Annotated in this window: 19 protein-coding genes; 7 read left to right on the forward strand and 12 right to left on the reverse strand. The window is 65.7% G+C overall.

Annotated features, from left to right (window positions below; genetic code table 11):
* The first annotated feature begins 1 nt into the window (after position 1).
* Together JQK15_RS04295 and JQK15_RS04300 are read left to right on the forward strand one after the other, a co-directional pair.
* On the forward strand, positions 2-1159 hold the full coding sequence (locus tag JQK15_RS04295; RefSeq protein ID WP_214863657.1) for a mechanosensitive ion channel family protein: 1158 nt from the start codon (positions 2-4) through the stop codon (positions 1157-1159).
* A 114-nt stretch (positions 1160-1273) separates the two neighbouring features.
* Positions 1274-1672, forward strand: coding sequence for a hypothetical protein (locus JQK15_RS04300; RefSeq protein ID WP_004209999.1), 399 nt, complete (start codon positions 1274-1276; stop codon positions 1670-1672).
* Positions 1673-2048: 376 nt separating this feature from the next.
* On the opposite strand, the gene dgcA is transcribed toward JQK15_RS04300, so the two are convergent.
* On the reverse strand, positions 2049-3023 hold the full coding sequence (gene dgcA / locus JQK15_RS04305; protein WP_214863659.1) for an N-acetyl-D-Glu racemase DgcA: 975 nt from the start codon (positions 3021-3023) through the stop codon (positions 2049-2051).
* Between the two features lie 103 nt (positions 3024-3126).
* Here dgcA and JQK15_RS04310 point away from each other — a divergent pair, with 103 nt between their 5' ends.
* Entirely contained in the window at positions 3127-4419 is a 1293-nt protein-coding gene (locus tag JQK15_RS04310; protein ID WP_214863661.1) for a class I SAM-dependent methyltransferase, read from the forward strand.
* 57 nt (positions 4420-4476) lie between these two features.
* Positions 4477-6264, forward strand: coding sequence for an ABC transporter transmembrane domain-containing protein (locus tag JQK15_RS04315; protein ID WP_214863663.1), 1788 nt, complete (start codon positions 4477-4479; stop codon positions 6262-6264).
* Between the two features lie 24 nt (positions 6265-6288).
* Here JQK15_RS04315 and JQK15_RS04320 read toward each other — a convergent pair whose 3' ends face one another.
* The 5 genes from JQK15_RS04320 to JQK15_RS04340 all read right to left on the reverse strand — a co-directional run bounded on the left by JQK15_RS04320 (position 6289) and on the right by JQK15_RS04340 (position 9330).
* Positions 6289-6612 carry a PilZ domain-containing protein gene (locus tag JQK15_RS04320; protein ID WP_026108744.1) on the reverse strand — a complete coding sequence of 108 codons (324 nt, stop codon included), beginning with the start codon at positions 6610-6612 and terminating at the stop codon, positions 6289-6291.
* Positions 6613-6791: 179 nt separating this feature from the next.
* Entirely contained in the window at positions 6792-7214 is a 423-nt protein-coding gene (locus tag JQK15_RS04325; protein WP_004209993.1) for an ExbD/TolR family protein, read from the reverse strand.
* 24 nt (positions 7215-7238) lie between these two features.
* Complete coding sequence (locus tag JQK15_RS04330; RefSeq protein WP_004209992.1) at positions 7239-7727, reverse strand: ExbD/TolR family protein; 489 nt, start codon at positions 7725-7727, stop codon at positions 7239-7241.
* Positions 7728-7840: 113 nt separating this feature from the next.
* Positions 7841-8596, reverse strand: a complete 756-nt coding sequence (locus tag JQK15_RS04335; RefSeq protein ID WP_004209990.1) for a MotA/TolQ/ExbB proton channel family protein — start codon at positions 8594-8596, stop codon at positions 7841-7843.
* A gap of 71 nt (positions 8597-8667) precedes the next feature.
* Positions 8668-9330, reverse strand: coding sequence for an energy transducer TonB (locus JQK15_RS04340; protein WP_004209989.1), 663 nt, complete (start codon positions 9328-9330; stop codon positions 8668-8670).
* A gap of 249 nt (positions 9331-9579) precedes the next feature.
* On the opposite strand from JQK15_RS04340, the gene JQK15_RS04345 reads away from it, so the two are divergent.
* Entirely contained in the window at positions 9580-10458 is an 879-nt protein-coding gene (locus JQK15_RS04345; protein WP_214863665.1) for a hypothetical protein, read from the forward strand.
* A gap of 109 nt (positions 10459-10567) precedes the next feature.
* Positions 10568-11872, forward strand: a complete 1305-nt coding sequence (locus tag JQK15_RS04350; protein WP_010336871.1) for a homoserine dehydrogenase — start codon at positions 10568-10570, stop codon at positions 11870-11872.
* Positions 11873-11892: 20 nt separating this feature from the next.
* Here the strand turns inward: JQK15_RS04350 and JQK15_RS04355 are convergent, their stop codons facing one another.
* The gene (locus JQK15_RS04355) at positions 11893-12345 is read right to left on the reverse strand and encodes a hypothetical protein (protein WP_251007537.1); all 453 of its coding nucleotides are present in this window, start codon (positions 12343-12345) and stop codon (positions 11893-11895) included.
* 205 nt (positions 12346-12550) lie between these two features.
* Between JQK15_RS04355 and glpX the strand changes: the two genes are divergently transcribed.
* On the forward strand, positions 12551-13534 hold the full coding sequence (gene glpX, locus JQK15_RS04360; RefSeq protein ID WP_004209983.1) for a class II fructose-bisphosphatase: 984 nt from the start codon (positions 12551-12553) through the stop codon (positions 13532-13534).
* Positions 13535-13629: 95 nt separating this feature from the next.
* Here the strand turns inward: glpX and JQK15_RS04365 are convergent, their stop codons facing one another.
* The 5 genes from JQK15_RS04365 to JQK15_RS04385 all read right to left on the reverse strand — a co-directional run bounded on the left by JQK15_RS04365 (position 13630) and on the right by JQK15_RS04385 (position 20602).
* Complete coding sequence (locus tag JQK15_RS04365) at positions 13630-14007, reverse strand: MerC domain-containing protein (RefSeq protein WP_004209982.1); 378 nt, start codon at positions 14005-14007, stop codon at positions 13630-13632.
* Positions 14008-14098: 91 nt separating this feature from the next.
* Positions 14099-15880 (reverse strand): sensor domain-containing diguanylate cyclase, encoded by a 1782-nt coding sequence (locus JQK15_RS04370; RefSeq protein WP_214863667.1) that lies wholly within the window; start codon positions 15878-15880, stop codon positions 14099-14101.
* 129 nt (positions 15881-16009) lie between these two features.
* Entirely contained in the window at positions 16010-17509 is a 1500-nt protein-coding gene (locus JQK15_RS04375) for a catalase (RefSeq protein WP_214863669.1), read from the reverse strand.
* A gap of 115 nt (positions 17510-17624) precedes the next feature.
* Positions 17625-19097, reverse strand: a complete 1473-nt coding sequence (locus JQK15_RS04380; RefSeq protein ID WP_214863671.1) for an FGGY family carbohydrate kinase — start codon at positions 19095-19097, stop codon at positions 17625-17627.
* The gene (locus JQK15_RS04385; protein WP_214863673.1) at positions 19094-20602 is read right to left on the reverse strand and encodes a glycerol-3-phosphate dehydrogenase; all 1509 of its coding nucleotides are present in this window, start codon (positions 20600-20602) and stop codon (positions 19094-19096) included. Before JQK15_RS04385 ends, JQK15_RS04380 begins: the two co-directional genes overlap by 4 nt.
* Between the last annotated feature and the right edge of the window lie 9 nt (positions 20603-20611).

Genomic DNA, 20611 nt, shown 5'->3' on the forward strand with positions numbered 1-20611 from the left:
CATGGCCAACAAGAACGACCCCGGCATCGACATCAGTGTGCGTGCGCCCAACCTCACCGAAATGTGGCATTCGACCATCGCCTGGTTCCAGCTTCATTATATCCAGATCCTGATCGCCATCGGCGCGGCCACGATCATCTATCTGGCGCTCGCCACGTTGCGCCGGATCGGCACCAAGCATCGCGGCCGGCGTGGCGACCCGCTGGGCCTTGGCAATGTGCTGAGCCGCGCGGCGGCGCGCACCACGCAATATTTCATGGTCATGGTCGCGGCCCGGCTGGTGGTGGTGTTCGCCGATGCGCCCGCGTCGCTGGACAAGACCGTCACCTTCTTCTTCACCATCGCCGTGGTCGTGCAGGCCGCGATCTGGGCACGGGAGATCATCCTGGGCCTGATCGAGCGCAAGACGCTGGCCGAGGATGGCCAGGGCGAGACACTGGCCAATGCGATGGGCCTGATCCGCATCCTGGTGACATTTGCCCTGTTCGCGATCGCCGCAATCGTGGTGCTCGACAATCTGGGCGTCAACGTGACCGGCCTGGTCGCGGGGCTGGGCATCGGCGGCATCGCGATCGGCCTTGCCGCGCAGGGCATCTTCTCCGACCTGTTCGCGGCACTGTCGATCATCTTCGACAAGCCCTTCCGCCAGGGCGAGATCATCACCTATGACCAGACCACGGCGCGGGTCGAGAAGATCGGCCTGAAATCGACACGGCTGCGGGCGATGAGCGGCGAGAAGAAGGTGATATCCAACGCCAATCTGCTGCAGAAGGAAATCACCAGCCTGCAGACGCTGATCCAGCGCCGCGTCACCTATGCCATCGGCATCATCTACCAGACGTCGGAGGAACAGGCCGAAGCGATCCCCACCATATTGAAGGAGATCGTCGAGGCGGAAGGCATGATCTTCGTCAATGCCGGTATCATTGCCTTTGGCGCCAGCAGCCTGGACTATCAGCTCAATTTCGATGTGCCCGATCCCGACCATCATGACTATTTCCAGATGCGCCATCGCATCGGCCTCGCCATCTGGAAGCGGTTCAATGCCGAGGGAATCGAGTTCGCCTATCCAACCCAGACCAGCTTCACCGCTAGCCCCGACGGCAAGGCGATCATGCCCTATGCCGAGGTGCAGCCGGTGCGCCGCGTCGACGGATAGAGCGAAACACCTCGCTTCACCGCAGGACCGATTCGGCTGGTCCCCTTTCCGCTTGCCGGCGGGGACCGGCCGCGCCCTTACCCACCCATCACCAATGACTGATATGGATTTGCCATGAAAATGAACCGGATGGCGGCCCTTTGCCTGCTGATCGCTGCCCCCCTTATGGCGCCTGCCGCCCATGCCGAGGGACTGGGCGCCGAAGTCAATTATGGCCGCGCCGACGGCCATTGGGGCACCGAGATCGGCGCCGGCTATGCGCTCGACATGGCGGGCTTCAGCCTGACGCCGGGCGGCGGCGTCTATCTGCGCGATGGCGACACCAAGCTCTATGGCCGGGTCGAGGCGGCCTATACGATTCCCATGTCGGTCTCGATCGGTGCGGGCGTGCGCTTCAGCGGCGACAATACCCGCCCCTATGCGACGCTGGCGATGCCGCTGATCCCCAAGCTGCGTGCCAAGGCCAATGTCGGCCCGAAATATTATAGCGTCGGCCTGACGCTGGGTTACTGAGCCAAGACAATCTGTCGCAATCGGCGGGGCTGGCAGGGTCACGCCGACGCGACAGGTCCGAAGTTCACAGTGTCGTCGGGCAAATCGGGCCGTTTGCACCGGATATGCACCGCCCGCGCCCCTGTCTCGCGACAGAGGCGCGACACTGGGGTCACAGGCACGCGACAGTCGGGTCACGACCAGGTGACGATGACGCGCCATTGAGGCGACATTTGGGTCACGCCTCCCATGGGCGACGGGCGATGACGCGGATTGCATCGCCGAGGATAGACCAGAGAATGGCCGAGTAGGAAAGCGACGCCCCCTGCTTCAGGCGGCCTGCCCCCTCCACCATCCTGCGGATGGTCCCCCTCCCCGCACGCGGGGAGGAATGGTTTCAGCCCTGGCCCCAGAGGGTGCCGGGGTGGAGCAGGCCGTCGCGCAGCGGCAGGGCGCCGTCGCGATCCTTCGCCAGCAGCAGCGCGCCATCGAGATCGATCCAGTCGCCCCCCTGCGCCACCAGCGCGGCAGGCGCGATGCCGAGCGAGGTGCCGAGCATGCAGCCGACCATGATGCGAAAGCCGCGTGCCCGCGCGGCCTGCGCCAGGGCCAGCGCTTCGGTCAGGCCACCGGCCTTGTCGAGCTTGATATTCACCGCGTCGAAATCGCCCAGCCGGTCGAGATCGGCGCGGGTGTGGCAGCTTTCGTCGGCGCAGAGCGGCAACGGCGCGCGCAGGCCGGCCAGCCTGTCCTCCCGCCCGTGCAGGATCGGCTGCTCCACCATTTCCACGCCCAGTTCGGCAAGCGCCGCCGCCTCCGCCACGATGTCGCAATCATGCCAGCTTTCATTGGCGTCGACGATCAGCCGGACGCCGGGTGCGCCGGCGCGCACGGCGGCGATGCGGGCATGATCGCCCTCCCCCGTCAGCTTGCATTTGAGCAGGCCAAAGCCGCGCGCGACGGCCGCGCGGGCATCGGCCTCCATCCGCTCCGGTTCGCCCAGGCTGATGGTGAAGGCGGTGGGCAGCGGCGTCGGTGCGGCAAGGCCGGCCAGTTGCCAGACCGGGACGCCGGCCCTTTTCGCCTCCAAGTCCCACAGCGCGCAGTCGAGCGCGTTGCGCGCGGCGCCGCGCGGCATCGCCTGCAACAGCGCCTCGCGATCGAGCGGCCCGGCATAGGCGTTGATCGCCGCCGCACAGCCCTGTGCGGTCTCCCCCTCATAATAAATGGCCGTGCCTTCGCCCCGCCCGACATGATCGCCGTCACCCACGGTGCAGACGACGACGTCCACCTCCGTCTTGGCGCCGCGGCTGATGATGAAGGCGCCCGCCACCGGCCAGCGTTCGACCGTCGCGGAAATTATACGGGTCATCGGCGTTTCCTGCGTGATGATTTGACCAATTCGACCGGCGTCATATGCGTGAAACAGGACGGCCGGCATAGTCCCCGCCTTTGCGACAGGAGCGTATTTCCCCGTGACTTCCCGTGAATTGACCGGCTTCCTCTCGCTGAATGAATCCGAACCGGTGACCGATGACCTGTCCCGCCGCACTTCCGACATGGCATGGCGCCTGACCTTTGGCGCGATCGGCTGGCCCTGGCTGCTCGCAAGCCTGTCGGGCGGGCGCAAGGCGGACAAGCGCGCGCTGCTGGACGAACTCAAACTGCCCCATGATGCGCTGCCCCATCTGGGAAGCTGGAAGGCCGATGTCGGTTTCCTGCGCCATATCGTGCGCGAGATTGCGCGACTGCGGCCGGCACATGTCGTCGAACTGGGCGCGGGCGCATCCTCGCTGATCGCCGCGCGGGCGCTGCAATTGCATGGCGGCGGACAGCTGCACAGTTTCGATCAGCATGGCGGCTTTGTCGACGCGACCCGGCAATGGCTGGCCGACCATGCGCTGGACGTGGATATCCGCCATGCGCCGCTGACCCACGAAAGCGCCGACTGGCCGGGCCGCTGGTATGCGATCGATCGGCTGCCCGAGCAGATCGACCTGATCATCATCGATGGCCCGCCCTGGAGCGTGCATCCGCTGGTGCGGGGCGCCGCCGACAGCCTGTTCGCCCGCCTATCCCCCAATGGCGTAGTGCTGCTGGACGATGCCGCGCGGCCGGGCGAGCGGCTGGTCGCGCGCCGCTGGCGCAAGCGCTGGCCGCATATCGATTTCCGCCTGAAGCATGACGGCACCAAGGGGACGCTGGTCGGCCGGCGCCGCGACATGTCGCGACCGGTGGCCAATGACAATGAGGCCGGGCGCGGCTGGCGCCATGTCGGCCGGGCGGCGGCGATCGCCGCGCTGCTGGCGACGGGGTGGATCGGCCGGGGCGCGTTGGGCGAATTTCCCCAGGCGGCGCAGGCCAGCACCTTCCTGGACGAGGCGGCCGCATCGCGCCGCGCCGGCCTTCTGCGCCAGCAGATGGCGTCGCAGGTCGAGAGCGCCAAGCTGGACGATGCCGAAATCCGGCGGTCGACCGGCATCGTGCTGCCGCGCCTGCCCGCCAATTGGCAGGTGCGGGATGTGCAACTGTTCCCGACCGCCGACAGCCCGGCGATCGCGATCGCGCTAACCACCGAAAAGGGCGAGCAATTGTCGCTGTTCGCCGACCGGGCGGAAACGCCGGCGGAAGGGCAGCCGCTGATCGCGGAACGGCGCGACGGCACGGTCGCCTATTGGGAGGCCGGCGACATGGCCTATGCGCTGACCGGCAAGGCGGATACGCCGCGCCTGATGGCGCTGGCCGAACGGATCGCACCGGCGGCCTAAGCGGCGGGATCACGCCCGCCCATTGAGGCGGGCGCGCCGCGCTGCTAACGCCCCGACATGGAGGATGCCACCGCACCCGCGCCGCGCCGCGCCGATCGCCCTGCCCTGTCGAGTCTGGCCATGCTGTGGCGCTTTGCGACGCGCTATCCGGCGCGGATCGTCGGGGCGCTGACCGCGCTGATCGTCTCTTCCGCAGCGACGCTGGCGATCCCGAGCGGCTTTCGCCTGGTGATCGACAAGGGCTTTACCGGCGGTGGCGATATCAGCCGCTGGTTCGAATATCTGTTCCTGCTCGTCGTGATCCTGGCGCTGGCAAGCGCGCTGCGCTTCTATTTCGTGTCCTGGCTGGGCGAGCGGGTGGTCGCCGACATTCGCAGCGCAACCCAAGCCAATCTGCTGCGCCAGGCGCCGGCCTTCTTCGAGGAAAACAGGCCGTCGGAGATCGCCTCGCGCATGACGGCGGATACCGCGATCATCGACCAGGTAGTGGGATCGACCGTGTCGGTCGCGCTGCGCAACCTGGTCACCGGCATTGGCGGCCTCATCTATCTGTTCATATTGGCGCCCAAGCTGGCGGGGCTGCTGATCCTGGGCATACCGGTGATCGTGCTGACGTTAGTGACGCTGGGCCGGCGAGTGCGCAAATTGTCGCGCGCCAGCCAGGATCGGCTGGCCGAGGTCGGCAGCGTCACCACCGAAGTGCTGGGCGCGATGAAGATCGTCCAGGGCTTTGGCCAGGAAGGACGCGAGGCGGCCCGGTTCGACGCGACCGTCGCGAGCGGCTTTGCCACCGCCCGGCAGCGCATATTGCTCCGCGCGGTGATGACCGCGATCGCCTTTGCCCTGGTGTTCGGATCGATCACCGGCGTGTTGTGGCTGGGCGCGATCGATGTCGCGGCCGGGCGCCTGTCGGGCGGCAGCATCGCCGCCTTCGTGCTGACCGGCGGGCTGGTGGCCGGCGCGTTCGGATCCTTGTCGGAAAGCTGGGGCGACCTGTTGCGTGGCGCCGGGGCGGCGAGCCGGCTGGACGAGCTGATGGTGGCCGAGCCGGCGATCGCCGCACCGGCTGCACCGGTCGCGATCCCGACGCTGGCGCAGGGCGCGCGGCTGCGTTTCGACAATGTCCATTTCCATTATCCCACCCGGCCCGACCAGGCGGCGCTGAACGGCGTCACGATCGACATTGCGCCGGGCGAGACGGTGGCGGTGGTCGGACCTTCGGGCGCCGGCAAGTCGACGCTGATCCAGCTGGCGCTGCGCTTCTATGATCCCGACCAGGGCGAAGTGCGGCTGAACGATGTGCCGCTGCCGGCCGCCGATCCGGCAGCGCTGCGCGCCGCCATGGCGATGGTGCCGCAGGACAGCGTGATCTTCGCCGCGTCTGCCCGCGACAATCTGCGCTACGGCAAATGGGATGCGAGCGACGAGGAGATATGGGCAGCGGCGCGGGCGGCCAATGCCGAGGCCTTTCTGCGCGCCCTGCCCCAGGGGCTGGACAGCCATCTGGGCGAAGGCGGCGCACGGCTGTCGGGTGGGCAGCGTCAGTGCGTGTCGATCGCCCGCGCGCTGCTGCGCGATGCGCCGATCCTGCTGCTGGACGAGGCAACGTCGGCGCTGGACGCGGAATCGGAGCAACTGGTCAAGGATGCGCTCGACCGGCTGATGCAGGGGCGCACGACGATCGTCATCGCCCATCGGCTGGCGACCGTGCGGGCCGCCGACCGGATCATCGTGCTGGATCGGGGACGGATCGTGGAACAGGGCGATCATGCGACGCTGGTGGCGCTGGGCGGTCTTTATGCGCGGCTGGCCAGCCTGCAATTCCAGGACCAGCTGGACGGCTGAACCGCCGTCCCGCCGGACGCGCGGTCAGCGACCGGCGAGGCAGCGCTGGACGATATAATCGAAGATGGCGGGATGGAGCGGGCGCTCGAAGGTGCAGCCCGATTCATGCGCGCGCACCCATTGAACGCGGGCGCGACGGCCCTCGAAACCCGGCAGCATGATCCACAATTCGCTGCCGACGGTGAGCTTCATGAAACTGTGCAGGCGAAAGCCGGTGAGCGACATATCGGCGATATTGCTGGTGAACCAGGTTTCGCCCGGACGCCGCACCTTGACGCTGATCACAACGTCGCGCCGTTCGGCAAGCCGGCCCCTGCGTTCCAATTCGGTCAGTCGTTCAGCGCCCATGGTCCACATCCACCCATTCCCCTTCAGCATCGCGCAGGAAGGTAAGGGAAATGTTAAGCGGGAGACGGACGGGCACAAAAAAGGGGCTGCCGAAGCAGCCCCTGGTCTGTGGTCCGATTGATCGTCCGACGGGTCGGAGACGGGAAGTCTGAGACCGACGGGCCCCGGACGATCAGGGATCAGAACGAGCTATACTGCTCGTTGCCGACGAAACCCAGCTTGGTCACGCCCGCGCGCTTGATCTCCGCCAGCACCTCGTCAACGACGACGTAGCGGGTCTGCGCGTTCGGCTGGAACTGCAGTTCCGGCTCGACGGGCAGACGCAGCGACTGCTGCAGATACTGACGCAGGGTCAGCAGGTCGATCGGCGCACCGTTCCAGCTGATCACGCCGCCGGCATCGATCGCGACCTTGTTCTTGACAGGGTCGACCACATTGTCGCTCGGAGGCGCGCTCTGCGGCAGATCGATCTTAACCGCGTGGGTCTGGATCGGAATGGTGATGATGAACATGATGAGGAGAACGAGCATGACGTCGATCAACGGCGTCGTGTTCATTTCCACCATCGGCTCACCATCATCGGAGCCCATGCTCATGGCCATAACGAATTCTCCTTATGCGGCCGATCAGAGGCGGGTCGTCGTCGAACCGGGTTCCGGTTCGGAGATGAAGCCCACCTTCGGGAAACCGGCGCGCTGCATCGTGTAGATGGTGCCGCCGATGCAACGATAGGGGGTATTGATGTCGCCGCGGATATGCACTTCGGGCAGATCCTCGGGCGTCAGATTTTCAACACCACCAGCCTTCTTGATGTCCGCTTCCAGCTTGGCGACGGCGCGATCGAGCAGTTCGTCGGAGCTGACCTTGGTCAGGTTCCAGTAAACCGCACAGCTGCCGTCGGGCGCCGAGGTGACCGACAAGGAAACATTTTCGGGTTTCGTCGTGGTCGGCTCGAACGCCACCTTGGGAAGTTGCAGATCGACCGTCTGGACGACGACCGGGACCGCGATGAGAAAGATGATGAGCAACACCAGCATGACGTCGACGAGCGGCGTCGTGTTGATGTCGGACATCGGCTTGTCGTCACCGCCGTCGGAGCCAACACTCATTGCCATTGATACAATCCTAACCTTGGTGTCGTAGGTGCCCCGTTAACCGGGGCCCCTGTCCGGCAGGGGCCGGGTGGTCGCAGCCGCCACCCGGCGCCCGAACCGGCGTCTTAAGGCGATTAGGCCTTGGTCGGCGCAGCAGCCGGCTTGGCAGCAGCAGCGGCCGGAGCGGCAGCAACGGTCGGCTTCACGGCGCCGTCCGAAACCAGGTAGGCCAGCAGGTCGACGGTGAAGCCGTTCAGCTGTTCCGAGATCGCCTTGTTGCGGCGCTGCAGGAAGTTGTAGGCCAGAACGGCGGGAACGGCCACGGCCAGACCCAGCGCGGTCATGATCAGAGCTTCACCGACCGGGCCGGCAACGGCGTCGATCGAGGCCTGACCGGCAGCACCGATCTTGATCAGAGCGCGGTAGATGCCGATAACGGTACCGAACAGACCGATGAACGGCGAGGTCGAACCGACGGTGGCGAGGAACGCCAGGCCGCCACCGAGCGACGAGTTGATCGCGGCTTCCGAGCGAGCCAGCGAGCCGTGCAGCCAGTCATGTGCTTCGACCGGATCCTTCAGCTTGCCATGCTCTTCCTGAGCCTTGATGCCGTCATCGACGATCTGCTTGTAGGCCGAGTTCTTTTCGAGCTTGGCCGAAGCTTCCTTCAGCGAAGCGGCGCGCCAGAAGGTCGCACGGATCTTCTTGCCCTGGCTGATCACCTTCTGCTGTTCGATCAGCTTGGTGAACAGGATGTAGAAAGTGCCGACCGACATGGCGCAGAGGATGATGAAGACGGTCCAGGCAATGGTGCCGCCCTGCTCCAGGGCTTCCATCAGGCCGTACGGGTTTTCCGGCTTGGGCGCCGCGGCTGCGAGATACATCAACATGTTCAAGACTTCCCTCTCAAAAGGATCGTGAAAGGGGAGAGCGGCGCCGGGCGCCTGCCCTCCCGTTTAAATTACTGCGGGATCCGCCACTGAATGCGGTTCGCGTAGGTCGACGGGATCTTGTTACCCTGGTCATCTTCCGCGGGGCTAAAGCGCGCGCGGCGGGAAACCAGCTTACAAGTTGCGTCGTCCAGTTCAGGCGAGCCACTCGACTGCGTAACGGTGCAGCTCGTGACACGGCCATCGGCGCCCACTTCAAGACGGAAACCAGTGGTCCCCTGCTTTTCTTCACGCAGAGCGCGCGAAGGATAGTCTTCCGTGGTTGCCCAGGAACCCGGATTGCCACGCGGCGACACGCCCTTTGCAGCCTGCTTTGCAGCGGGCGGCGGCGGCGGGGCCGGCGGCGGTGCGGGCACCGGAACCTCATTGAACACCGGCGGCGGCGTCCGAACCGTCTGGATCGGCGGCGCGGGGGCCGGGGTCTGGACGATCGGCGGCGGCGCGACGACCGGCGGAGGCTCAATCGGCTTGTCCGGCGGCGGCGGCGGCGGCTCCTCGTCCGGTGGCGGGGGCTCCTCCTTCACGTCGATCACGTTCAGCTGTTCCGCCGCCTTTTTGACATATTTCATGCCAAGACCGGTGACGAAGGCATAGCCGAGAACAGCGTGAATCAGGGCGACGATGACGATCGATATCGTACGACTCGATCCTTGCGAGTGGTCAGCATAGGCCATTCGGCAACGACACTCCTTAACTCATCTTACCAGTGGGTTGTACAAATCAGCCAAAAACGACCCGAGCTGCCCGGGGCTATCCCCGACCACCTTTGGCCCTTATCCGTCCATTTGCTACCGTGCGAACTCCTATCGCGGCGCATCGTGGCACGCAAACGCTTTATCGAACTACCGGCTTGCGTTTACCACTACACACCGGAATGACTTGCCTGTGACATCCCTGCCACGGGCTGATAGCATAGGACGAAGATGCAGAAGAAATCCACCACGGCCATGAAGACGCTCGCCTCGCTGTGCCTCATTTCCGCCTCATATACCGCCGTTTTTCCGGCATTTTCTCAGACAAATTCGATGACAGCGCAATCATCGACGATCGCCGCCGGATTGACCTATGCCGACATTGCCGACCTTTCCGATGCGGCACCGCTGGTTGCCAACGTGCGCATTAGCAACATCGTCCCATTGAAGCCCGAACAGGCTCCGGACGTCCCGGCAGGCTATCGCAGGGTCTATGTCGAGGCCGAAGTGACCGCACTGATTCGCGGCGAAGGGGGCATAAGCCCGACCGTCGGCTATCTTTATGACGCCCGCCTCGATTCGAAGGGCAAGATGCCCAAGCTGAAAAAGGCGCAAGTGCTGTTGTTCGCCCGTCCGGGCGGGCGGCCGGGTCAGATTCAGCTGATCGCGCGCGATGCGCAGATCGCCGCCACCCCCGCCGAGGTCGAACGGGTGAAGACCGTTCTGTCCGCGCTCGTCGCGCCGGACGCGCCACCGCGAATCATCGGCCTGGGCGATGCCTTCCATGTTGCCGGCACGATCGCCGGCGAAGGCGAGACCCAGATTTTTCTGCGCACCGAAAATGGCGACCCGGTGTCGCTGTCGATCATCCGCCGCCCCGGACAACAGCCTAGCTGGGCCGTGGCGCTGGGCGAAATCGTCGACGAAGCCGCCCGCGCCCCTGCCCCCGGCAGCCTGCTCTGGTATCGGCTGAGTTGCAGCCTGCCGGCCACTTTGCCGGCCCGGTCGGTCCGTACCCTGGCGGTGCAGGACGCCGAAGCGGCGCGCGCGGATTATCAGTTCGTCCTGAACGCACTTGGCCGTTGCGCACGCAATCGAAAGCCGAACTGACCCCCTACGCACTTATCTTTCAATCGGGCGCCGCTGTGCTTTTCCTTGGACAGCGGCGCTCGGGCCGCTATCAGCGCGGCTCTTACAGTGCGAAGGACCAGGAAACGCCATGACCAATCTCCACCGCCATGCCCCGCTGCGCGTCGCGCTCGTTGGCCTCGGAACGGTGGGCGGCGGCGTCATTCGCCTGCTCAACACCAATGGCGACCTGATTGCCCGCCGCGCCGGCTGTCCGGTGCAGGTGGTCGCCATCTCCGCGCGCGACCGCAACAAGGATCGCGGCGTCGACCTGTCCCCCTATGAATGGGTCGACGACATGACGACGCTGGCGACCCGCGACGATATCGACGTGGTGGTCGAGCTGATCGGCGGCGCCGATGGCCCTGCCCTCACCCTCGCCCGCCAGTGCCTGGCCGCCGGCAAGCCGTTCGTCACCGCCAACAAGGCGATGCTGGCCCATCATGGCCTGGACCTTGCCAGCCGCGCCGAGAAGGCGGGCGTGGCGCTCAAATATGAAGCGGCGGTCGCCGGCGGCATTCCGGTCATCAAGGGCATGCGCGAAGGCGCGGCCGCCAACGAGATCAGCCGCGTCTATGGCATCCTCAACGGCACCTGCAATTACATCCTGACCACCATGGAAAAGGAAGGCCGGGGCTTTGACGAGGTGCTGAAGGAAGCCCAGGAACTGGGCTATGCCGAGGCCGATCCGAGCTTCGACATTGACGGCGTCGATGCCGCGCACAAGCTGACCATCCTTGCCAGCCTGGCCTTTGGCACCGAACTGGACTTCGACCATGTCGCCACCACCGGCATCCGCCATGTGATCGCCGCCGACATTGCCGAGGCGGCGGCCCTGGGCTTCCGTATCCGCTTGGTCGGCATGGCGGAGAACGGCCCGGAAGGCCTGTTCCAGCGCGTTCATCCGATGCTGGTGCCGCTCGACCATCCGCTCGCCCATGTCGACGGTTCGCTCAATGCCGTCGTGGCCGAAGGCAATTTCGTCGGTCGCCTCTTCTTCCAGGGACGTGGCGCGGGTGACGGCCCGACCGCTTCGGCCGTGGTCGCCGACCTGATCGACGTGGCCCGCGACGAATATGGCGATGCGCTGGCGATGCCGGTCGCCGCCCTGACCCCGCAACAGCCGGCGGATGCCGGCCAGCGGATCGGCCGCGCCTATCTGCGCTTCAAGGTGCAGGATCGCCCCGGCGTGCTGGCCGAGATTGCGGCCGCGACCCGCGATGCCGGCGTATCGATCGAGAGCATGATCCAGCGCGGCGCCAATCAGGCCGATGGCGTGCTGGTGGCGATCGTCACCCATGCCGGCGAGGAACGCTGCGTGCGCGAGACGCTGGAGCGGCTGGCGGGCTCCGACAGCCTGCTCGACACGCCGATGGTCATGCATATTCTGGATTGATCGCGCCGGGAGCGGTGGGATCAGTGCTGGCCGGCGCCCTTGACCGAATCCGGCAGGGGCGGCGGTGGTGCCATGTCGGCGTCGGGGTCGAGCAAATGGGTGATGGCCTTGCCGGCCAGCATGGCGGCGCCCAGGATCGGCACGCCACCACCGACGCAACCCGTCCCCTGACCGCCGACGACGCCGCAGGCGCCTTGCCTGGGTGCGGCAGCGGAAGCGCGGGGCGTATCGCCGGCAAGCGGGCGCCCCTCGACCGGTTCGCGCGGCAGCGGCAGTCTTTCCTTCGCATTGCGCTCCGCCCGGCTGCCGCAGACCACGATGCCGCCGCCGCTGCGATCGCAGGGGCGGACAACGGCGGTGCGCGCCTGATATTGCTCCATCGCGGTGCGCTGGGCGAGCGGCGCTTCATCCACCGGCACCATCTCCTGTGCGGCCGCCAGCGGCAGGCCGATCAGCAAAAGAGGGAAAGACAAGACCCACCGCATGACGACATCTCAACAGTCGAACATGGCGGGATGATGGCAGCGGCTGGACGCTGCGGAATGCCATATAAGGCAAAGGCGCGTCCATCCGTGGCATCACGACTATGAAAAGCTTTGCGAGCCGGGCAAGTTGGGTCGACAAGCAGAGGCGGACATCCTATCGCCCTGCTCTATCAGTTACAGCAGAGGAGTGGCTATGGTGCAGGCTAGTTCGATTCTCGATCGCGTCTTGGTACTCGAAATGGTGCGCGTCACCGAAGCGGCTGCAATCGCCGCATCCAAGCTGGTCGGTCGGGGCGACGAGAAGGCCGCCGACGCCGCTGCGGTCGAGGCGATGCGCCTGGCCTTCAACGACCTCTATATGGACGGCACCGTCGTGATCGGCGAGGGCGAGCGCGACGAGGCGCCGATGCTCTATATCGGCGAGAAGGTCGGCAATGCGATCGGCAAGGGCCCCAAGATCGACATCGCGCTCGATCCGCTGGAAGGCACCACCATCACCGCCAAGGCCGGCCCGAACGCGCTGGCCGTGCTCGCCATTTCGGAAGAAGGCGGCCTGCTCAACGCGCCCGACGTCTATATGGACAAGATCGCCGTCGGTCCGGGCTATCCCGACAATATCATCGACCTCAACAAGTCGGTGAAGGAGAATGTCGAGGCGGTGGCCAAGGCCAAGGGCGTCGATCCGCATGAAATCATCGTCTGCGTGCTGGATCGCCCGCGCCACGAGAAGCTGATCGCCGAACTGCGCGCGATCGGCTGCGGCATCATGCTGATCCCGGACGGCGACGTTGCCGGCGTGATCGCGACCACCAATCCGGAAACCACGATCGACATCTATATGGGTTCGGGCGGTGCGCCCGAGGGCGTGCTGGCCTGTGCCGCGCTGCGCTGCGTGGGTGGCCAGTTCAAGGGCCGCCTGCTGTTCCGCAACGATGACGAGAAGCAGCGCGCCTACAAGTGGGGCATCACCGACCTGGACAAGGTCTATGACCTCAAGGAACTGGCCAAGGGCGACTGCATCTTTGCCGCGACCGGCGTGACCGACGGATCGCTGCTGGCGGGCGTGAAGCATCTGCCGGGCGACAAGCTGACCACCGAGAGCGTGGTGATGCGCGCCAGCACCGGCACCGTGCGCTGGGTCAAGGGCGAGCATCGCGTCGAGCGCAAGGACGCCTGATCGGGCGGACCGGACGGAAAGACGAAGGGGGCCGAAAGGCCCCCTTTTTCGTAGTCATCGATGCGGGAAGAACCGTCCCCGACAATCGCCGGCGGTCAGTGGCTGGCGCGGTGGTTGAGATCGTGGCCGAGGGCAAGAATGGCGACGCCAAGCAGCGTATAGGCGCTTTCCTGCCAGCCATGATCCATGGTCAGCGCGCCGGCCATGATGCCAAGGCCCAACGAACCGATCGCGGCGGGCATCATGAAACGATGGACGAGCGCGCCATGGCCGAGCGCGATCGCGCCCATCAGGATGGCAAGCGCCAGCCCCGCTTCATGGAAGATCGGGCTGTCGAAAATACCGCCGGCCGATGCCAGCAGGCCCAGCACCACCGCCGTCAGGAAACAATGCGCGACGCACAGGCCCGAAAGCGCCATCGCAAGGCGATCGAGGCGTCCGGATTCCAGGGCGTGACGGAAGCTGAGCAGCATGGTGCGTGCTACATAGTCGAGAGCGGCATAAGTTACAACATAACATCACCGATTTTTCGGGCGGGAAAGACGCTCTCGTTCCGCCGGACCGTCAGGCGGCGAAGCGCAGGCAGTTGCGACCGCTGCCCTTGGCGGCATAGAGCGCCTTGTCCGCCGCCTCCATCAGGGTCGCGGCGCTGGCGCTGCCGTCCAGTTCGACAAGGCCCGCGCTGAAGGTGATGGCGATATCCTCGCCATTGCCGAGCGGGAAGGGCCGCACCCCGACGCGGGTGCGCAGATGCTCGCAGATGCGCTCGGCCCGTTCCAGATCGACATCGGGCAGCAGCACGGCAAATTCCTCGCCGCCCAGGCGCCCGATGCTGCCGGTGCCACGCAGCGCCTGACGCAGCCGCTCGACAAAGCCCACCAGCACCCGGTCGCCGGCGGCATGGCCATGACGGTCATTGACCGACTTGAAATGGTCGATGTCGATCAGCAGCAGGCAGGCCTGTCCGCCGGCCGCGACGCGGGCGATCTGGTCGTCCAGCTTTTCCTGCAATGCGCGGCGGCTGTCGGCACCGGTCAGGGCATCCTGCGCCGCGGCCTGGTGCAGCGCCCGCTGGCGCGCCTTGTGGCGGGAAATGTCGCGCACCGTGCTGATGACCCCGATCGCCCGCCCCTGCTCGTCCAGCACGGCGCGGACCAGCATCTCATACCAGTCGAAATCATTGTCCGGCCGGTTGGGGCGAAATTCGACGGCATGCGCCTCCCCCGGATGAGCGAGCGCGCGGCGATGGGTGACGATTGCGAAGGGTCGATATTCCGGGTCGATCAGGTCGACGGCCGGCTGGCCCAGCAACCGGTCGGCGTCGATGCCGATCTGGTCCACGGCCGAGGGCGAGACATATTGGATGATGCCCTCGATGCTGAGATTGACCACGCCGTCGCCGCTATGTTCGGCAAAGGCGCGATAGCGCGCCTCGCTGTCGCGCAGCATGCGGATCAGCCGGCGACGGCTGTTGAGTTCGGCCGCCACAGGCACCGACAACAGGAAGCTGAGCGCGAGATAGAATTGGAAGAACTGGATGCGTTCGGGAATGCTGGCCGCGACCAGACGGAGCGGTCCATGGCCGGTCATGGTCGCCGTGCCGCCGATCAGCGCCAGGATGACGATCGCCGCGGCCGACCCTGCATAGCCGGTGCGGAAGGCGATCAGCACCAGCGGCAACAGCGAGGCGAACAGCATCGGATAACCGGCGCCATAAAAAATCCACCAGGCGCACAGGGCGAAGGCGGACAGCAGGCCGAACGCCTCCAGCCGCTCGATCGGCCGGGCCTGGCGCGCCCACCGGCTCACCTCGCCCTGCAGCAGGATCAGCAGCAGCGGCGTGCAAATGAGGCCACCCAGCACATGGCCGCTATACCATTGCAGCCAGATATGGGGGAAATCACCACCCAGCAAAGTGGCGACCACCAGCCCGGCGCCGATAGCGGCAAGCACATTGGCGACGCCCGCCAGTGCGAAGATGAAGATGCACAATTCGCGCATCGATGCGGCGATCTGTCGCCCGGCACCAAGCCGGCGGCAGATATATGCGACCACCAGCGCCTCCCCGACATTGAGGATCGCCATCGGCACCGCCGCCATTGCGCCGATGCCGAACAGCGCGGTCGCGATCGTGCTGGCGACCATGCAGGAGAGGATGAGACGCGGCCAGGCGCGCATGCGCGCGGTCATCATTTCCGCCATCAGCAGGGCATTGGCGCCCCAGATGAACGCCAACCCGCCTTCGAATCGCGAGGTCAGCAGAGCAAGCGACGCGACCGCGAAGTAAAACAGGCCGGTAAATACCGACATTTTCAGGGAAATATGGCGAAGGGCGGGCCGCGTCATGTTCCCATCCGGGCTAAACGGACAATGTTAATATATATTCCTATGCCGCCGACTATTTCACAGCGAATAGATAAAAACAGGCCCCGGTGATCATCATCGGGGCCTGTTTTTACAATATTACAAGTCTATTCAACTGGATGCATCAGCCAACAGCGCATCGGTCGGGGCCGAAATCGACGGATTGCGATCCTTGATCGTCGCCCGTGCCTGGCGCACGCCTGCGCCATAGTCGGGATGGACCTGATCGAAGAGCCTGCACTGGCGCTCCTCGATCTCGTCCGGGATATCGCCCATGGCGGCGGCGATATTGGCGAAGAGACGCGCCTTCTGCGCATCGTCGAACAGGTTGAACAGCGCGCGCGGCTGGCCGAAATCATCATTGCCTTCGCGATGATTATAGCGGTCGGCATCGCCCGAAATCTTCAGCGGCGGCTCCATGAAGCGCTGATCCTCGACCGGGCCGCCAAAGCTGTTGGGCTCATAATAGGCGGCCGGGTTCGGATTGTTCGGGAAGAAGCGCATCGCCCCGTCCTTGTGATAATGATGCACCGGGCATTTGGGGGCATTGACCGGCAGCGCTTCATAATGAGTGCCGATCCGGTGCCGGTGCGCGTCGGCATAGGAGAAGATGCGCGCCTGGAGCATCTTGTCGGGCGAGAAGCCGATGCCCGGCACGATGTTGGACGGCGAGAAGGCGGCCTGCTCGATCTCCGCGAAATAATTGTCGGCGTTGCGGTTCAGCTCCAGCACGCCGACGTCGATCGGCGGATAATCGCCATGCGGCCAGACCTTTGTGAGGTCGAACGGATTATAGGGCGTCTTGTCCGCATCCAGTTCCGGCATGATCTGGACCTGCATCTTCCATTTGGGGAAGTCGCCCTTCTCGATCGCCTCGAACAGATCCTCCTGCGTGGATTCGCGGGTGCGGCCAACGACGTCCGCCGCTTCCTCATTGGTCCAGTGGCGATGGCCCTGCATCGTCTTGAAGTGGAACTTCACCCAGAAACGCTCGCCGGCGTCGTTGATGAAGCTGAAAGTGTGGCTGCCATAGCCATTGATATGGCGCACATCGGTCGGCAGGCCGCGATCCGACATCAGGATCGTCACCTGGTGCAGCGATTCGGGGCTCAAGGACCAGAAGTCCCACATCGCCGTGGGCGAGCGCAGATTGGTGCGTGGATGGCGCTTCTGCGTGTGGATGAAATCGGGGAATTTCAGCGGATCACGCACGAAGAAGACCGGCGTGTTGTTGCCGACCAGATCCCAATTGCCTTCGGGCGTATAGAATTTCATCGCGAAGCCGCGCACGTCGCGCTCGGCATCGGCCGCGCCCAATTCGCCGGCCACGGTCGAGAAGCGCAGGATCATCGGCGTCTGCGCGCCCGGCTGCAGTGCCTTGGCCTTGGTATATTTGGAAATGTCGCCAGTGATGGTCAGCGTGCCATAAGCGCCCCAGCCCTTGGCATGGACGACACGTTCGGGGATGCGTTCGCGATTCTGGTGCGCCAGCTTTTCGAGCAGCTGATAATCCTGGAGCAGCAGCGGCCCGCGCGGACCTGCGCTCATGCTGTTCTGGTTATCGGCAATCGGCGCACCTGCGCTTGTCGTCATCACTGGCTTATCGACCATATCGTCCTCCTCAGCTTTGGATGAGAACAGGCTAAGGCCCCGCGAAGTTTCAGAAAAACTGATTAAATCGGATTGGGTGATCGATTTTTACGGTCAATCTGAAGATCCGCCCGAGTCAGGAGGTCAGCGCCCGATCGCGCAGGCGGTGCCATGCCGACAGTCGCGCATCGCGCGGCTGCGGCAGCATTGCCGGATCAAATCGAGTCGTCTTCCCTGCCATCGTCGCGGCCTCGTCCAGGGAGCGGAACAATCCAGCCCCCAGCCCTGCCAGCATGGCCGCACCCAGCGCCGTGGTTTCCACATCCGCCGGACGGTCCACACTGACATCGAGCATATCAGCGATATCCTGGGCGATCCAGTCATTGGCGCTCATGCCGCCATCGATCCGCAGCTGGCGCCAGGGCGCGCCGTCGGCAGCGAAGGCGGTGGCGAGGTCGGACAATTGGTGCGACAGGGATTCGAGCGCGGCGCGGACGATGTGCGCACGGGTCGATCCCTGGGTGAGGCCGGCGACGACGCCGTTCACATCGGGCCGCCAGTGCGGCGCACCCAGCCCCGCCAGCGCCGGCAGCATCAGCACGCCGCCGCTGTCCGGCACGGAGCGGGCCAGCGCCTCCGTCTCCGCCGCCGATCCGATCAGCCCGAGCTGATCGCGCAACCATTTGATGAGATTGCCGGCGATGAAGATCGATCCTTCGAGCGCATAGATGCGCTCGTCGCCGATCCGGTAGAGCAGGGTACCGAGCAGGCGATGGCGCGAGGCCGGCATCTGCGCGCCCATATTGGCGAGGATGAAGGCGCCGGTGCCCAGGGTCGCCTTGGCATCGCCGGGCGTCAGGCAGGCCTGACCGATGCTGGCCGCCTGCTGATCGCCGGCCAGTCCGCGGATCGGGATGGCGCCGCCGAACAGCTCTGCCAGCGTGTCGCCAAAGGCGCCGGCATTGTCGACGATTTCGGGCAGTGCGACGCGGGGCACGCCGAACAGGTCGCAAAGCGCCGGATCCCAATCGGTGCCGTCGAGCGCCACCAGCTGGGTGCGGCTGGCATTGCTGGCGTCGCTGACATGCAGGCCGCCGGTCAGTTTCCATACCAGCCAGCTTTCGATCGTGCCGAGCGCCAGCGCGTCCCCCGCCTGCGCCACGGCCGGCACATGATCAATCAGCCAGCGCATCTTGCTGGCGGAAAAATAGGGATCGACGACGAGACCGGTGCGCTGTTGCAGCATCGCTTCATGGCCGGCTTCGCGCAGCGCCGTGCATTGCGCCGCCGTGCGCCGATCCTGCCAGACGATGGCGGGCGCCAGCGGTTCGCCGGTACGCCGATCCCAGGCGACCACCGTCTCGCGCTGGTTGGTGATGCCGATGGCAGCGATCCGGTCCGCGCCGCCCGCCCGTTCCACCATCTGGCGTGCGCAATCGCGCGTACGGGTCCAGATTTCGGCGGCGTCATGCTCGACCCAGCCGGGCTGTGGATAATATTGGGTCAGTTCCGCCTGCGCCATCGCGATGCGGCGGCCGTCGGGGGCATAGAGCATCGCGCGGGTCGAGGTCGTCCCCTCGTCCAGCACCAGCAGATAGCGGTCGGTCATGCCCTCTCCTCAAGCCAGGCATCGAGCGCGGCCAGTTGCGCGGCGTCGAAGCGCAGACCCAGCTTGGTCCGGCGCCAGAGAATATCCTCGCTGGTCTGTGCCCATTCGCGCGCAAGCAGGTAGCAGAGTTCCGCTTCGGTCAGGCCATGGCCGAAATCCCGGCCCAGGTCCGACCAGTCGCGCGCCGCGCCCAGCCAGTCGCGGGCGCGAGTGCCATAGGCGCAGCCGATCCGCTCGGCCGTGTCGAGATCGAGGAAGGGATAGTCGCCGGCCAGCGCGGCGACGAGATCGGCCAGGCCGGTCATCGGGAAATCGCCGCCGGGCAGCGGCGCGTCCGCCGTCCAGTCATCGCCCGCGAGCGAGGGCAATAGCGGCTTCAGCAGGGCGATCGCATCGGCCGCGAGATGGCGATAGGTGGTGATCTTGCCGCCATAGATGCTGAGCAGCGGCGGCGCGTCCTCCTCCCGATCGAGATCGAGATGATAGCCGCGCGTCGCAGATTCCGGCCGGGCCGATCCATCGTCGATCAGCGGCCGGACGCCGGCAAAGGCCCAGACGACATCGGCAGAGCTGATCGAACGGGCGAAATAGCGGTTCGCGCCCTCGCACAGATAGGCGATTTCCTCGGCACTGGCCGTGATCGGATCGACGCCGTCCTGATGGTCGCGGTCGGTCGTGCCGATCAGCGTATAGAGATGCTGATAGGGAATGGCGAAGAAGATGCGGCCGTCGGGCAGCTGGAAGAAATAGGCCATGCCATGGTCGAACAGGCGCGGCACGACGATATGCGATCCGCGCACCAGCCGGATGAGCCGGTCGGCACGGCGATCGGCCCGGTCCAGCAGGTCGAGCACGGCGGGACCGGTGGCATTGACCACGACCCGCGCGTGAAAGGCCTGCGCCTGCCCCGCCGCATCGCGCGCGTGGATGCGCCAATGATCGCCGGCCTGCTCCAGCCGCAGCACCTGCGTGCGGGGGCGGATATCGGCGCCATGATCGGCGGCGTCGCGGGCATTGAGGATGACCAGCCGGGCGTCATCGACCCAGCCATCCGAATAGACATAGGCGGGGCCGAATCCCGCCCGCAGCGGCGCGCCAGCAACATGCTGGCGCAGGTCGATCGCCTCCGTCGCCGACAGGGCGCGGCGGCCACCGATATGATCGTAGAGGAAGAGGCCGAGGCGCAGCAGCCAGCGCGGCCGCAGCCCCTGGACCCAGGGCAGGACGAAGCGCATCGGCTGGATGATGTGCGGCGCGATGCGCCACAGCCTTTCCCGTTCGGCCAGGGATTCGCGGACCAAGCCGAAGGCGCGATGCTCCAGATAGCGCAGCCCGCCATGGATGAGCTTGGTCGAGGCCGAGGAGGTGCCCTGCGCCAGGTCGCCGCGTTCGAGCAGCAGCACGCTTGCCCCCCGCCCCGCCGCATCGCGCGCGATGCCGCACCCGTTCACCCCGCCGCCGATCACGGCAAGGTCGTGGATGAAAGGGGCCGTCTCCTGCGTCACGCCGCCGTT

The sequence above is a fragment of the Sphingobium sp. BHU LFT2 genome (assembly GCF_018604485.1).
In the GTDB taxonomy this organism is placed as follows: Bacteria; Pseudomonadota; Alphaproteobacteria; order Sphingomonadales; family Sphingomonadaceae; genus Sphingobium; species Sphingobium yanoikuyae_A.

Bases quoted from the DNA above. Each gene is read 5' to 3' on its own strand.
- JQK15_RS04295 (WP_214863657.1), top strand. From the start codon at position 2: ATGGCCAACAAGAACGACCCCGGCATCGACATCAGTGTGCGTGCGCCC.
- JQK15_RS04300 (WP_004209999.1), top strand. From the start codon at position 1,274: ATGAAAATGAACCGGATGGCGGCCCTTTGCCTGCTGATCGCTGCCCCC.
- dgcA (WP_214863659.1), bottom strand. From the start codon at position 3,023: ATGACCCGTATAATTTCCGCGACGGTCGAACGCTGGCCGGTGGCGGGC.
- JQK15_RS04315 (WP_214863663.1), top strand. From the start codon at position 4,477: ATGGAGGATGCCACCGCACCCGCGCCGCGCCGCGCCGATCGCCCTGCC.
- JQK15_RS04320 (WP_026108744.1), bottom strand. From the start codon at position 6,612: ATGGGCGCTGAACGACTGACCGAATTGGAACGCAGGGGCCGGCTTGCC.
- JQK15_RS04325 (WP_004209993.1), bottom strand. From the start codon at position 7,214: ATGGCCATGAGCATGGGCTCCGATGATGGTGAGCCGATGGTGGAAATG.
- JQK15_RS04330 (WP_004209992.1), bottom strand. From the start codon at position 7,727: ATGGCAATGAGTGTTGGCTCCGACGGCGGTGACGACAAGCCGATGTCC.
- JQK15_RS04335 (WP_004209990.1), bottom strand. From the start codon at position 8,596: ATGTTGATGTATCTCGCAGCCGCGGCGCCCAAGCCGGAAAACCCGTAC.
- JQK15_RS04340 (WP_004209989.1), bottom strand. From the start codon at position 9,330: ATGGCCTATGCTGACCACTCGCAAGGATCGAGTCGTACGATATCGATC.
- JQK15_RS04345 (WP_214863665.1), top strand. From the start codon at position 9,580: ATGCAGAAGAAATCCACCACGGCCATGAAGACGCTCGCCTCGCTGTGC.
- JQK15_RS04350 (WP_010336871.1), top strand. From the start codon at position 10,568: ATGACCAATCTCCACCGCCATGCCCCGCTGCGCGTCGCGCTCGTTGGC.
- glpX (WP_004209983.1), top strand. From the start codon at position 12,551: ATGGTGCAGGCTAGTTCGATTCTCGATCGCGTCTTGGTACTCGAAATG.
- JQK15_RS04365 (WP_004209982.1), bottom strand. From the start codon at position 14,007: ATGCTGCTCAGCTTCCGTCACGCCCTGGAATCCGGACGCCTCGATCGC.
- JQK15_RS04370 (WP_214863667.1), bottom strand. From the start codon at position 15,880: ATGACGCGGCCCGCCCTTCGCCATATTTCCCTGAAAATGTCGGTATTT.
- JQK15_RS04375 (WP_214863669.1), bottom strand. From the start codon at position 17,509: ATGGTCGATAAGCCAGTGATGACGACAAGCGCAGGTGCGCCGATTGCC.
- JQK15_RS04380 (WP_214863671.1), bottom strand. From the start codon at position 19,097: ATGACCGACCGCTATCTGCTGGTGCTGGACGAGGGGACGACCTCGACC.